Source organism: Emcibacteraceae bacterium (assembly GCA_041396985.1).
In the GTDB taxonomy this organism is placed as follows: Bacteria; Pseudomonadota; Alphaproteobacteria; order Sphingomonadales; family Emcibacteraceae; genus Pseudemcibacter.
The window spans coordinates 1-13,552 of the sequence record JAWKXO010000003.1 but is presented as its reverse complement, the minus strand read 5'-3'; the positions used below and the strand labels follow the sequence as shown (position 1 = coordinate 13,552).

The following is a 13,552-nucleotide window of genomic DNA, read 5'->3' as shown; positions in this document are numbered from 1 at the left end:
TGAACCTGAAAATGTTTCTCTTAATTATATTTTTCAATAGGTATTAAAATGGGGGGTTTTAAAAATAACTCCCACAAATACAGAATTCATTTTTATGATTTTTTTATTTGCTAGAATGGAATTCTAATTTTCCCCTCATTCCTGTCCTTAATACACCGCTTTATACTCCTGATTTGCAGTATAATTTAACTGTACATATAGGGATGTATAAACAGGGGTAGCGAAAATGGATAAACCTCAACCATGGCGTCGTGTGTTGTTTTTGGCACTTTTTGTTTCGTTCTTTTTCTATTCTGCCAATATCTACACATCCGGCACCGCACTGAATGGCGAAACTGCCGCTAGTGAAAATGTCCTGCACGGACAAAAATTATTTCGGGAAAATAACTGCTGGGCCTGCCACCAGATCTATGGCCTTGGCGGTTATATGGGACCTGATCTTACCAATGTAGTGGCTAATCCCGATCTTGGACCCGACTATGCGCGCATGTTCATTGAAGAAGGCACTGACCGGATGCCAAATTTTGGATTTAACGAGCAGGAAGTTGATGATCTCATCGCCTACCTTAAGCATGTCGGCGAGGGTGGTAATTATAACCCCAAGAAAGGAGAGATAACCTGGTATGGAACAGTCAAATACGAACGTTAATAATCGCTCCGGCGTATGTTTTGTTATCCTCGGACTGATGTCTTTGGGTGGATGTGTACTTATGGGTGTGCTGGGGGCTTTTAAATATTTATACCCCGACACGTTAAGCGGCTTTGAATTTTACCAGTTACGGCCCATCCATGTCAGTCTTGCCGTTGCCTGGATTTTTCTTGCCGCTATTGGGGGGATATATCATTATTTACCAAAATACCGGGGACTTAGCCTCGCCTGGTCAAGATCCATGCCACTGCATTTTTGGGTCTTTGTGATCACCGGTATTGCCATCCTTGCCGCCTATATTATGGGGAAATTTGGCGGTCGTGAATATTGGGCTTATCCACCCGTGTTATCAACACCCATTTTCGCCACATGGATTATGTTTGGCATTAACATTCTTTTGACGATGAAAAAGGAAAAAGGCCCCTGGCCGGTCTATTACTGGATGTGGATGACCGGGATTATATTTTTCCTGATTACTTTTACCGAAGCTCACCTATATCTAATCCCGTTTTTTGATGAAAATATTGTCCGTGAAACTACCATTCAGTGGAAATCCTATGGCGCGCTTGTCGGGTCCTGGAATATGCTGGTCTACGGCACAGCCATGTTTGTGATGGAATATATCAGCGGCGATAAGAAAATGGCCCATTCCAATGAAGCTTTCCTGCTTTATATCCTGAGCTTTGTTGCACTAATGGTTGGCTGGTCACACCATGTATATGCGGTGCCCTCTGCCTCGTGGATTAGAATGCTTGGTTACGCCGTCAGTATGGCAGAACTTATTATTCTTGCCGACATTATCTGGAAATGGCGGCAATCACTAACACCGGATCAGAAATTCACTCATCGCCAGTCTTATCGCTTTATTTTTGCGGCCGATATCTGGGTATTTTTAAATCTGATTTTAGCGATCCTGATTTCAATACCGGCGTTTAATCTGTTCTCTCACGGCACCCATATCACCGTTGCCCATGCAATGGGAACAACCATCGGCATCAATACCATGATCCTGATGGGCTCAGTCTTTTTGATAATCGAAGAGCTAAAAGGTGCTGAATTCAGTGGCTGGTCAAAAAAATGGGCCTCCCATGGCTATTGGCTCAGTAATATTTCTCTTGTTGTTTTCCTCACCGCCTTGATGGTTGCAGGCTCCATGGAGGCCTTTAAAGAATGGGATGATTTTTATGAGCGCTCGGAAGCGGTCATGCCCATGCTTCTGATTTTCTCAATTTCCGGTGTCGGCCTTCTTGGTGGACTATGGCTTGTTGTTGTTGCAGCCTTAAACATGTTATGGCCGGCAAAAAGTCAGAAAGAAACGATAACGGTCACTGCAGAATAAAATTACTCCTTTATAAACGGATTACCGTGACCCCCGTTCCTTCAAAGCTGTCCATATTCATTAATGCATCAATCGATTGCTCCAATGAAATGGTTTGACCGATCAGCTTTTCAGGGGAAAGCTTGCCCTTTTCAATCAAGCCAATAAGTTCAGGATAACGATATGCCTGTATGCCATGGCTGCCGATAATTTCCAGCTCGTTAGCCACCACGATATCCATCGGCAAGTTCGGCTTGCTCTGGTCGGCTACCAGCAGACCGACCTGAATATGTTTACCGCGCTTTTTAAGAGACCTGATTGAATTTTCACAAGTGACAGGATTGCCAAGCGCATCAATGGAAATATGCGCCCCTCGCTTTGAAATTTCAAAAACAGCCTGCGGCACTTTCTCATGCAATCCGTTTACGGCGAAATCCGCGCCTATCGCCCTGGCAAAATCCAGTTTATCATCATCAATGTCAACGGCGATCACTTTGGCGCCATAGGCTTTTGCAATCATGATGGCTGATAACCCCACGCCGCCACAGCCATGTACCGCAACCCATTGACCAGCGTCCACCTTCCCTTGGTCAACAACAGCCCGGTAAGAGGTCACAAATCGGCATCCCAGACTGGCCGCTGTAACAAAATCCATGGAATCAGGCAACCTCACCAGATTAATATCAGCATAATGAATGCCCACATATTGGGCAAATGACCCCCAATGGGTAAAACCGGGCTGGAATTGATTATCGCAGACCTGCTGATTGCCTGACAGGCACTCAGGACAATGCCCGCAACCCCCGACAAATGGAACGGTTACACGGTCACCAGCTTTCCATTTTTTGACATCTTTGCCGACCACCTCAATGATACCGGCAAGTTCATGACCCGGCACATGGGGCAATCTGATGTCTGGATCGTGACCTATCCAGCCATGCCAGTCGCTCCGGCAAAGTCCTGTTGCAATAACCCTGACAACAACACCATGATCAACTGGCGCTGGATCAGTTACCTGTGTAATCTCTGGCTTTTTACCGAATTCTTCGAACAAAACGGCTTTCATCAATCACTCCATCCTCATTTTTGTTAAAAAAACACAAAAATAAGAATGGAGCAATATGAATTCTGCAAGGTTCTAATGATGATAAGGATCAATTCCGTTTCAGTCTGCCATAAGCCGCAACAATGGCCGCACTGTCGATCATGAAATGTTCATATAAATCGGGAAGATCACCTGTCTGTCCAAAGGCCTCAACACCAAGCGGCACAACCGGGTTCCCATGAATACTACCAAGCCATGAAAGGTTAAGCGGGTGACCGTCACAAACGGAAACGACGACACAGTCCCGTGCCAGATTAGACATCAGGTTCTCGATATGGGAAGTCTTCTGAATTTTATTTATCGCACTGCTTCGGCGCGATGCCGCCCAGTCACGATATAGAATATCCGATGACGTTACGGCAAGAACCGCCATATCCTTATTTTCGTGCTGCAAATCCTGTACGGCACCCATAACCTCCGGCGCAATGGCTCCTGAATAAATTATGGCTCTTGTTGTTCCACTTGTTGGTTTTCTGAGCCAATAAGCTCCTTTAACAATATTATCTTTATCTTCCTCAGAAAGCTTACGGGGAAGCTGATCAATTTTTCGCGTTGACAGACGGAGATAAACTGATGATCCTTCCTCGTCCTGCATGGTTTCAAACGCCCATTTCATGAGTACTGCAAGTTCATCGGCATAGGAAGGTTCAACCGACGTCAGTCCCGGTTGAGAAAGGCCAATCAGCGGCGTGCCGATGGACTGATGAGCACCACCTTCTGGTCCAAGCGTAACCCCGGAAGGGGTCGCAACAAGCATGAAGCGGGCACCCTGATAAGCGGCATAATTTAAGGCATCAAGCCCCCGGGCAATAAACGGATCATAAAGGGTCCCCACCGGGAAAAGTCTTTCTCCAAAATGATGATGGGCAAGACCCAACTGACCAAGCAGTGAGAACAGATTATTTTCGGCGATCCCAAGCTCCATATGCTGACCCGAAGGCCCTTTACGCCATATCTGGGTGCTAGGAATTCTTTTATCCTTGAAAATATCAGCCACGTCTTCACGGGCATAAAGGTTTCTGCGGTTCACCCACGGCCCGAGGTTGGTTGAGGAAGTCACGTCCGGACTTGTAGTAATAATCCGGTCGGCAAGCTCACTATCGCCCTTGGCAAGATCAAACATGATTTTACCGAAAGCCTCCTGGGTTGACTGGTAGTCATCGCTTGGCGCCGGAATTTCCGGAATACGGATGGCGGCAGCTTTCTTAATTGCTTTTTTACGCTGTTGATAGGCACTGTTATCAATAAAATGCTGTAATTTTTCCGCGTGTTTTTCCAGCCCGCCAAATTTATCCCATTCCGCGCCTTGTGGCACTTTCTGGTCTTTTTGGAACTGTGCCATCTGCCCGACGCTCATCAGCCCGGCATGGTTATCCTTGTGTCCGGCAAGCGGCAGGCCATGGCCTTTTACAGTATAGGCTATAAAGCACTGCGGCTGGTCACTTTCGGCCTGACTGAAGGCTTCGGTCAGGGTTTCAAGATCATGACCCCCAAGGTTGGTCATAACTTCGGCCAGTTCAGGATCACTATAGCTATCCAGAAATTCGCCAAGCTTGCTTGTTCCTTTAAGCTCATCAGAGAGCTGTTTTCGCCATTCAGCGCCGCCCTGATAGGTCAAGGCTGAATAAAGCTGGTTCGGACAGTTATCAATCCATTTGAGGATTGCTTCACCCGCTGGTCCTTTCTGAGCTTTGAGCAGTTTTTTTCCGTACTTAAGGGTAGAAACCTTCCACCCCAGACTGTCAAATACACCACTAATCCGACCGAAAAGAGCATCATCAACCACACCATCAAGACTTTGACGGTTATAATCGATAACCCACCAAAGATTTCTGACCCGGTGCTTCCATCCTTCTAGCAGGCTTTCAAAAATATTGCCTTCGTCAAATTCCGCATCACCCGCAAGGGCGATCATCCGACCCATTGCTTTTTCATCGTGCCAGCCGTGATCAACCATATAATCCTGGGTCAGGGAATTAAATAAGGTCGCCGCAACACCCATCCCGACCGAACCTGTTGAAAAGTCAACATCCGTCGTATCCTTTGTCATGGATGGATAGGACTGTGCCCCCCCAAAACCACGAAAATTCTGCATTTTAGGCAGTGTCTGACGATCCATCAGATACATGATTGCATGCATAATGGGGGAGGCATGGGGTTTCACAGCAATCCGGTCATTCGGCTTTAAAATATGGAAATATAAGGCCGTCATAATCGTTGCCAGTGAAGCACTGGACGCCTGGTGACCACCGACCTTAAGACCATCCCGCGACGGACGAAGATGATTGGCGTTATGGATCATATAGCTTGCCAGCCAGAGGACTTTTTTCTCAAGCAGCTTTAAATTTTCCAGATCTGCTTTGGATATTTTTTTTACTGGCCCACTTGCCTTGCCGATAGTCGTCATTCCTCACCTCAAAATATAAAAGTTACCAGAGAGTAACATTTATATTTCTAGATGCCAAGTAAATTTGAATAACGAAATGATTTTTGATTTATGCCAGCAGGTTTTGATTATCCTTAAGAGCCGACAAGACCGCCTCAATATCCTGACTATTATTATAAAAATGGGCCGAAAGCCGTAAATTTCCATCCCGACATGAGGCGACAATATTCTGCTCAGCCAATCTCTCAACCAGTGCATATTGATCGGTTGAGGCAACAGTAATCATGGCACCATGCTGCTCCGGATCGACAGGTGACATCAGCTTTCCGCCAATTTTTTGAACCCCTTCCTTCAGATATTCATTAAGGGCAGCTACATGTTTTCTGATATTCTCAACACCTATTTCAAGAATTAGGTTTAGACCTGCCTCCGCGGCATAAAGATTGGGCACCGCCGGTGTTCCCTGTTCAAAACGTCTGGCAGAATTTGCCGGAATATTATCATGGATGAGCATGGCATGGATATCTTCCTGGGCAAACCATCCGGTTTGGGTTGGGCTTGATTTACTGATCAAACCCTCACGGACATAAAGAAAACCAACACCAGCAGTAGAAAGCAGATATTTAAGAGAGCCGCCAACGATGAAATCAACATCCCAGTCAGCGGCATTGATCGGTACCGCACCAACTCCCTGATAGGCATCAACCAGAATCATCGCGCCATTTTTTCGGGCAATATCACGAATTTTAGGGATATCGGCAAGGGCCCCATTTCGGTAGCACACCAAGGGAACAGCCACCAACAGGGTCTTGTCATCAACCCGTCTTTCAAGTTCATCCAGGTCAATCATGCCATTTTTTTCTTTTACATGGACGACTTCTGCACCATTTTTTTTAAGCGCATGCCAGGCTTGAGCCTCCGTAGGAAAAGCTAGATCGGTCGTAACGATTTTTTTTCGGGGACCTGAAAAATCAAGACTGCTTGATACCGCGCTTAAAGATGCCGATGCCGATGCCGTAACCGCAATTTCACTGACCTTTGCAGAAAGCAGCTTTGCAAACAGACCCCGGACCCTTTCAAGACGATCACACCAGTTGATCCAGTCCGCCCCAAGCATGTGCCTGTCTTTAAGATAGCTCAAGAAAGCCGCTTCAACCTCGTTCGAGAGAGCGGCATAGGAACAGCTGTTGATATAAACCTTATTTTTAAAAATCGGAAAATGTTTCCGATAGTCTTCCATTGATTTCATTATTTACCCTAATAGTTAATTGCCGGACTGCCTGATGGATAAAAAACGCCCATAAGAAGCATGCCATCATCCGCCGTACATTCGAGGGAATGGCCCTGACGGTGCGGCAGGAACAATACATCACCGCATTCAACCGTCGCCCATTTGGTGCCTGTCCACATCCGGCCAAAACCGGATAGAATAACAATGGCCTCCTCATAAAGGTGGCGATGCATGGCTGCACGGGATTTTGGGATCTGGCCGATAAACTGGGTAACCTCATTTGACCCAACTTTTTTATCGACGAGTTCCTGATAAAAACGGTTGGCCATAACATTAGCCGTCGCAAGGTCGAATGCCACATAGCGCTCGGGAAAATCGGCTTGAAATTCACTTTGATTTTCATCTAACACACTTAGCTCACTGAGCATCGGGCAGGCTGTTGCATAAATGGTCATATTTTCTTTTGCAATAACGCGGAATGATTCACCGGGCCTTACATAAATACCAGCCTCAGCAGCAACATCAAATTCCCGTCCTGCGATATCAACTTTGCCTTTTCCATCAACAAAATATAGAACCGTATCAACCCCCTTATATTCAAGCCACGGTGTTGTTCCGGGTGAAACTGATAATTTATGAAGACTTAGTTTTGTTGCCCCGTCCTCTTCCGAAATAACAGGCTGGTACCTTAAGTTTCCCGCCACTTTATCATTTTCCGCCTGCGGCGTTAAAACATAGGCCCCACCGTCAATGAGCGCCTTGCCATTTTCGCGCTCAACAAAGTGGGATCCTTTCATGCTCTCCACTTCTTCGGGGGTGGCTTCGGCATAAACATCTTCAAGGTTATTATGGGATCCATCGCAATAAGGACCGGACTTTGTCGCCTTACAGACACAAAGAAGCACATCTTCATCCTTATCAGCGGTAAAAACCATTGGCCTCTTGTTCGTCGCTTTATGGGAACCATCACAGAAAGGCTGGTTTTTACTGAGCTTACAGGTGCACCAGGCGTATTTTTTACCAGCCTCTAGACTAACAAGCGTCGGTTTATTTTCTGCAACATATTTGTCTTTTTTTTCTGTCATATCATCACCTGTTATTTTGTGGCCAATTTTATCATAAGATCCGACGGCTGCCACCATCGATCACCATGTTTTTCAGCAAATTCATTTATTTTACGAATCACATAATCAAGCCCTATTTGCTCCGCATAAAAAAGCGGCCCGCCTTTATAACGGGGAAAACCGAATGCAGCGGTATAAACCACATCAACATCACTTGCTCTTATGGCAATACCTTCCCCAACAATTTTATAGCCTTCATTGATCAGGGCAAATATGCAGCGCTCTTCTATTTCTTTGTCACTGATAGTGCGGCGCCTGATCTGAAATTCTTCCGCAAATTTTTTGGCCAGTTCAGTAACCATCGGATTTATTATCTTTTGACCCCCGTCATAAATATAAAATCCTGTCCCTGTTTTCTGCCCCTTATGCCCATCCTTCACCAATGCCGCATGAATAGCAAAAGCCCTTTGATCATATAGCTCAGGACTAAGATTTTCACGCGCCATCACCCCAATATCTATACCGGCCATGTCAAGCATGGTAAACATGCCCATCGGCATACCGAATTCATAAAGTACGCGGTCAACCTGCTCAACATCTGCCCCTTCAAGCAGAAGTAGTCCTGCCTCCCGTCCATAACAGGAGGACATCCGGTTGGCGATAAAGCCGTAGCAAACCCCGGATACCACAGCCGTTTTCCCAATCATTTTTGCCAATTTCAATGCCGTTGCCAGTACCTCGTTCGACGTATGATCCGTTCTAACAATTTCTAAAAGCGGCATAATATGGGCCGGGCTAAAAAAATGAAGGCCAAGAACATTCTGTGGTCGCGATGTCGCGCTGGCCATTTCATTAATATCAAGAAAAGATGTGTTTGTCGCCAGGATCGCGGTTGGTTTTGCCACACTATCCAGTTTTTCAAACACCTGTTTTTTAATATCCATATTTTCAAACACAGCCTCAATCACAAGATCAGTATTTGAAATATCTTCATATTTGCAGGTAAGGGTAAGCCCGGCCAACATCTTTTCTTTCTGAACTTCCGTGATGCGGCCCTTTTTGACTGATGAAGCATATATACCAGAAATTTTCTGCCTCGCGGCATCACATGCGTCGGGGGAGATTTCCAATAAAGTGACTGGAAGCTGTATATTTAAGAAATTCACAGCAATGCCGCAGCCCATAATGCCACCGCCGATGACCGCAACCTGCCTAATATCATAAACGGCTGTGTTTTTATCAATACCGGGCACTTTTGCTGCTTCACGTTCTGCAAAAAACAGATGGCGCTGGGCTTTTGACTGCGCCCCTTCAACAAGTTTTATAAATTGTTCCCGTTCAACCATTAACCCCTCTTTAAAAGATAAGGTGGTGGCAGCTTTCACAGCTTCTATCGCTGCCGCTGGCGCAAGAAAACCACGAGTTCGGGCAGCTATTTTTTTTGCAAATATATCAAAAACTTCAGAATTATCTTTGATGTCTAGATCACTTACTCTTTTTACCGGAATATTGTTTTTTATAATGTCTTCAGCAATTGCCAGAGCATCCTGTTCCAGATTATTTTGGCTGACCCGATCCGCAATTTTAAGCGACAAGGCTTTTTCTGCTGAAACTGGCTTTCCGGTTGTGATCATGTCCAATGCCTGAGAAACGCCTGTCAAACGGGGGAGCCGCTGGGTCCCGCCCGCACCGGGTATAAGCCCCAGATTTACTTCCGGCAGCCCGACTTTTGCTGACGCTTCCAATATCCGGTAATGACAGCAAAGCGCCAGTTCAAATCCGCCCCCAAGGGCCGTACCATGAATGGCAGCAATCAAAGGAATATCGATTTTATCCATTTGATCCATCAGTTCCGGTAAGCTTGGGGATTTGGGTGGTTTTCCAAATTCTGAAATATCGGCACCGGCACAGAAGGTGCGCCCGGCACAACGTAAGATTATTGCCTTGACTTCATACTTTACGCCCACATCCGACAAAGCCTGCGAAACGCCTTCCCGTACTGCATGTGAAAGCGCGTTCACCGGTGGAATATCAATGGTGATCACCGCTATATCATTGTATATTTCAGTGGAAACAACACTCACTAATTCAGACCTCTATTTCATATAATCTTGCATAATTTTTTTCACATGGGCAGGAAGCGGATGGCTTTTCATAATGGCCCCTTTTCCCTTAATATAGGCCAAGGTCACAATGGCGCTGAGAATCTCAGTTTCCGCGACTTTTGCTTCAATTTCCACAGTAAAGGACGAACGGCCGATTTTGGTTACATTCAAATACCAATCCACGTAATCTTCTAACTCAGCCGGGCGCTTGAATGTAACATTGAGATTTACGGTCGGAACTCCGTAATCGGTTTCGACGATCATTTCTTTGTAGCTGAATTTAACCACATCGGCGAAAAAATCCTCAACAATGTCATTTATCATTTCAACCAGACGCGGATAATAAGTAATCCCGGCGGCATCTGTCTGCCCGAAACGGATTTTACGTGTTACCTTAAAAGTGGCCATATCCCCTGTTCCTTTATTTTTCGGCTGTTATTTATGGCGGCTTGGCTTGGCTTTTTGCTGCCATTCCAATTGTTGTGCCCGTGCCTTTTCTTTTAAGCTATAGGCCTGTGCTTTACCAGAAAGATATTGTTTTTCCCAATCCCCATCCGCAAGTGGTACACCGTACCAGGCGGCCGCCTCACGTGTAAAATAAGGGTTCCAGAGATGCGGACGGCCAAGTGCCACAAGATCAGCCCGCCTTGTATGGATGATGGTATTAACCTGTGCCGGGTCGGTGATATTGCCTACAGCCATCGTGGCGACCCGCGGGACGTTACGTATGGCTTCTGCAAAGCCAAGCTGGAACATCCGCCCGTAAACCGGTTTCTGGTCAGGCACTGTTTGTCCGGCAGATACGTCAATCAGATTCACGCCCGCATCCTTAAAGGCATTGGCAATATAAAACGTATCTTCCTCTGTAATACCGCCCTCGACCCAGTCACAGGCCGAAATCCTTACCGACATCGGTTTATGGTCCGGCCATTCTTCCCGCATAGCTTTAAACACCTCAAGCGGGAAACGGCATCTGTTCTCTATCGATCCGCCATATTCGTCACTACGGATATTGGTCAGCGGCGATAAAAAAGACGCAAGCAAATATCCGTGCGCCGCATGCATTTCGATCATATCAAATCCTGCTCGGTCCGCCCGTATCGTTGCCTGCCGAAAATCAGCAATAATTTTATCCATATCGGCGCGGTCTATGGCTTTTGGGGTCTGGGAAATATCCTTGAAATAGGGCAGGGCGGATGCTGACTTAAGCGTCCAGTTTTTATCCTTATCCTTAATAGGGTGATCTGCATCTTGCCAGCCCAGCTGGGTCGATCCTTTACGTCCTGCATGGCCAAGCTGCATGCAAATTTTTGTGCTCGTGTTTTCATGAACAAAATCAACAATGCGTTTCCAGCCAACTTCGTGTCTGTCAGTCCAAAGCCCAGGGCATCCAAGCGTGATCCGCGCTTCCGGTGATGGGCAGGTCATTTCCACATACATCAGGCCCATACCGCCCTTTGCGCATCCGCTATAGTGATTGAAATGCCAGTCTGTAACATTGCCCTCTTCATCCGCTGAATATTGCGCCATGGGGGACATAACAACACGGTTTCGAAGTTCCATTTCACCCAGTTTGAATTTCGTGAACATAGGTGTCGGCCGGCTTTGCCGATAATCATACCCGCTTTCACGGTAATAGCGTTCGTAAAAGGCCGTATCAATTTTTTCGGCAAAGTTCGGGTCACGCAAGATCAGGTTATCATAGGTCACCGATTTAGACCGGCACATAACAACCGTGGCAAACTGCATCAGGTCCATATCCCAGGACCGGTCCATATGTTCAAACCAGGCCATGGAAACATCGGCATTATGCTGTAAAATCTGCACCGGTGTTTCACGCTCATTGACATAGGCTTTAAAGGCATCCTCTATGGACGTTTCCCCATGCTCGACCATCGCGTCCGAGAGGGCAATTGCGCATTCCATGGCAAGCTTGGTTCCGGACCCGATTGAAAAATGAGCTGATGCCTTTGCATCACCAAGAATAGCAATATTTTTGTGATACCAGTTTTTACAATAAATCCTTGGAAACTGGCGCCACATCGAACGGTTAATAATGAGCTTGTGACCTTCCAGTTCGTCTGCAAAAATTTTCTCCAGCTTATCGGCTGATCCCTGCTCATCAAATTCTTCAAACTGCCATTTCTGCCAGCAGTCATCTGACATTTCAAAAACCCAGGTCGATGTTCCTTCCTCATACTGATAGGTATGAGCACAAATGGGACCATGTTTTGTATCTTTAAAGAAATAGGTAAAGTCCTCAACCTTGCGGGTAGAACCCATCCAGGTAAATAGGTTCGACTTTGTTACAAGGCTCGGTTTAAAATAATCACTGTAATAGGTGCGAATGGCGGAGCCTATTCCGTCACTGGCAAGGATCATATCCGATGAGGCAAAGTCAGTTTCCAGATTTTCGACGTCAATCCGCTTACCGAATGTTAGCTTAACCCCCAGCTCATGACATCTATGTTGCAGAATTTTAAGCAGATTAAGCCGGGAACATCCGGCAAAGCCATTACCACCGCAACGGACTTCTTCACCTTTAAAACGGATGATAATATCATCCCAATAGGCAAATTCATCGCGGACCAGCGCGTAAGATTCAGGATCTCGGCTTAAAAATTCGTCTAACGTATCATCAGAAAAGACGACACCAAAGCCAAAGGTATCATCAGGCCTGTTTTGCTCAAAAACCTCAATATCCCAGTCAGGTTTCGCCTTTTTAGTCAGAAGTGCAAAATAAAGTCCACCCGGCCCACCACCAATTACAGATATTTTCATATTTTTGCCTCCTGCAGAATTAAAGCAGACTAGCCAAATTTATCTTACATGTAAACTACATTTGCGTGCTTGCAACTTTTCCCACTGCGGATATAGTGCTTGCAGGGAGAAAATTGTAAATGCCAAAATCAAACTATACAGAGCGACAAAAAGAATCGCTCAAACTCTGGATTGAGCTGCTTCGTTATTCCAACAAACTGGAACAGATTATTGACGATAAACTAAGGCAGAATTACAGCCAGAATATTTCTCGTTTTGATGTGCTTTCACAGCTGGCCAGAGAAAATAATGATGGTCTAACCATTGGCGAGTTGGCATCAAGGCTTATAGCGTCTAAAGGAAATATAACCGGGCTACTTGACCGTATGCAGAGTGACGGTCTGATCAAAAAAGAGGCCAAAGAGGATGATCGTAGAAGTTCGTTGGTCACACTGACAAAAAAAGGCAACAATCTATTTCAAAAAATGGCAGAAAATAATGCGCTTTGGGTCGAGGAAGCCTTAAATTCAATTGATCTTGACCATATGAAGGAATTTACCCATTTTCTTCATAATGCCAGAATGTCTCTTGATTAATCTTTCTTGACTAATCTTTCAGGTCCTTACGGAGCAGCTTACCAGTTGCCGACTTTGGCAGAGCATCAATAAATTCGATGGCCCGCGGATATTTATAGGGGGCTATATTGGATTTTACAAAATTCTGAATATCTGAAATCAGGCCATCATTCCTCTCATATCCTTCATTTAAAACCACAAAGGCTTTCACAATCATGCCTCGGTCCGGGTCTTTGGCACCAACGACAGCACATTCTTTAACCGCTTCATGGGCCATGACCGCCTGCTCTACCTCCGGCGCGGCAATATTATAGCCTGCAGAAATGATAATATCATCACCGCGGGCCACAAACCAGTAA

At 45.8% G+C, this 13,552-nt stretch carries 11 protein-coding genes; 3 read left to right on the top strand and 8 right to left on the bottom strand.

Going from position 1 to position 13,552, the window contains the following annotated elements; translation table 11 throughout:
• Positions 1-226: 226 nt before the first annotated feature.
• Together R3D86_08230 and R3D86_08225 are read left to right on the top strand one after the other, a co-directional pair.
• Positions 227-649: a cytochrome c gene (locus R3D86_08230; GenBank protein ID MEZ5758193.1), complete on the top strand. Its 423-nt coding sequence runs from the start codon at positions 227-229 to the stop codon at positions 647-649.
• Positions 624-1,988: a cbb3-type cytochrome c oxidase subunit I gene (locus tag R3D86_08225; protein MEZ5758192.1), complete on the top strand. Its 1,365-nt coding sequence runs from the start codon at positions 624-626 to the stop codon at positions 1,986-1,988. The genes R3D86_08230 and R3D86_08225 overlap by 26 nt, the downstream gene beginning before the upstream one ends.
• Positions 1,989-1,998: 10 nt before the next feature.
• Here R3D86_08225 and R3D86_08220 read toward each other — a convergent pair whose 3' ends face one another.
• From R3D86_08220 to R3D86_08190, 7 genes are all read right to left on the bottom strand, one after another.
• Positions 1,999-3,033: a zinc-dependent alcohol dehydrogenase family protein gene (locus R3D86_08220; GenBank protein MEZ5758191.1), complete on the bottom strand. Its 1,035-nt coding sequence runs from the start codon at positions 3,031-3,033 to the stop codon at positions 1,999-2,001.
• 88 nt (positions 3,034-3,121) lie between these two features.
• Positions 3,122-5,479, bottom strand: coding sequence for a hypothetical protein (locus R3D86_08215; GenBank protein ID MEZ5758190.1), 2,358 nt, complete (start codon positions 5,477-5,479; stop codon positions 3,122-3,124).
• A gap of 88 nt (positions 5,480-5,567) precedes the next feature.
• Positions 5,568-6,707, bottom strand: coding sequence for an aminotransferase class V-fold PLP-dependent enzyme (locus R3D86_08210; GenBank protein ID MEZ5758189.1), 1,140 nt, complete (start codon positions 6,705-6,707; stop codon positions 5,568-5,570).
• An 8-nt stretch (positions 6,708-6,715) separates the two neighbouring features.
• Positions 6,716-7,774 (bottom strand): CDGSH iron-sulfur domain-containing protein, encoded by a 1,059-nt coding sequence (locus tag R3D86_08205; protein ID MEZ5758188.1) that lies wholly within the window; start codon positions 7,772-7,774, stop codon positions 6,716-6,718.
• Positions 7,775-7,785: 11 nt separating this feature from the next.
• Positions 7,786-9,837, bottom strand: coding sequence for a 3-hydroxyacyl-CoA dehydrogenase NAD-binding domain-containing protein (locus R3D86_08200; GenBank protein ID MEZ5758187.1), 2,052 nt, complete (start codon positions 9,835-9,837; stop codon positions 7,786-7,788).
• A gap of 12 nt (positions 9,838-9,849) precedes the next feature.
• Positions 9,850-10,266 (bottom strand): hotdog domain-containing protein, encoded by a 417-nt coding sequence (locus tag R3D86_08195; protein ID MEZ5758186.1) that lies wholly within the window; start codon positions 10,264-10,266, stop codon positions 9,850-9,852.
• 27 nt (positions 10,267-10,293) lie between these two features.
• On the bottom strand, positions 10,294-12,639 hold the full coding sequence (locus R3D86_08190) for a hypothetical protein (protein ID MEZ5758185.1): 2,346 nt from the start codon (positions 12,637-12,639) through the stop codon (positions 10,294-10,296).
• A gap of 119 nt (positions 12,640-12,758) precedes the next feature.
• On the opposite strand from R3D86_08190, the gene R3D86_08185 reads away from it, so the two are divergent.
• A complete protein-coding gene (locus tag R3D86_08185; GenBank protein MEZ5758184.1) occupies positions 12,759-13,214 on the top strand; it encodes a MarR family transcriptional regulator in 456 nt (151 codons plus the stop codon).
• 10 nt (positions 13,215-13,224) lie between these two features.
• Here the strand turns inward: R3D86_08185 and R3D86_08180 are convergent.
• The coding region (locus tag R3D86_08180; GenBank protein ID MEZ5758183.1) for a 2-aminobenzoate-CoA ligase at positions 13,225-13,552 on the bottom strand (328 nt) is incomplete at its 5' end.

What these genes read in the sequence shown, in the direction of transcription:
- R3D86_08230 (MEZ5758193.1), top strand. Translation starts at nt 227, where the DNA reads ATGGATAAACCTCAACCATGGCGTCGTGTGTTGTTTTTGGCACTTTTT.
- R3D86_08225 (MEZ5758192.1), top strand. Translation starts at nt 624, where the DNA reads ATGGAACAGTCAAATACGAACGTTAATAATCGCTCCGGCGTATGTTTT.
- R3D86_08220 (MEZ5758191.1), bottom strand. Translation starts at nt 3,033, where the DNA reads ATGAAAGCCGTTTTGTTCGAAGAATTCGGTAAAAAGCCAGAGATTACA.
- R3D86_08215 (MEZ5758190.1), bottom strand. Translation starts at nt 5,479, where the DNA reads ATGACGACTATCGGCAAGGCAAGTGGGCCAGTAAAAAAAATATCCAAA.
- R3D86_08210 (MEZ5758189.1), bottom strand. Translation starts at nt 6,707, where the DNA reads ATGAAATCAATGGAAGACTATCGGAAACATTTTCCGATTTTTAAAAAT.
- R3D86_08205 (MEZ5758188.1), bottom strand. Translation starts at nt 7,774, where the DNA reads ATGACAGAAAAAAAAGACAAATATGTTGCAGAAAATAAACCGACGCTT.
- R3D86_08195 (MEZ5758186.1), bottom strand. Translation starts at nt 10,266, where the DNA reads ATGGCCACTTTTAAGGTAACACGTAAAATCCGTTTCGGGCAGACAGAT.
- R3D86_08190 (MEZ5758185.1), bottom strand. Translation starts at nt 12,639, where the DNA reads ATGAAAATATCTGTAATTGGTGGTGGGCCGGGTGGACTTTATTTTGCA.
- R3D86_08185 (MEZ5758184.1), top strand. Translation starts at nt 12,759, where the DNA reads ATGCCAAAATCAAACTATACAGAGCGACAAAAAGAATCGCTCAAACTC.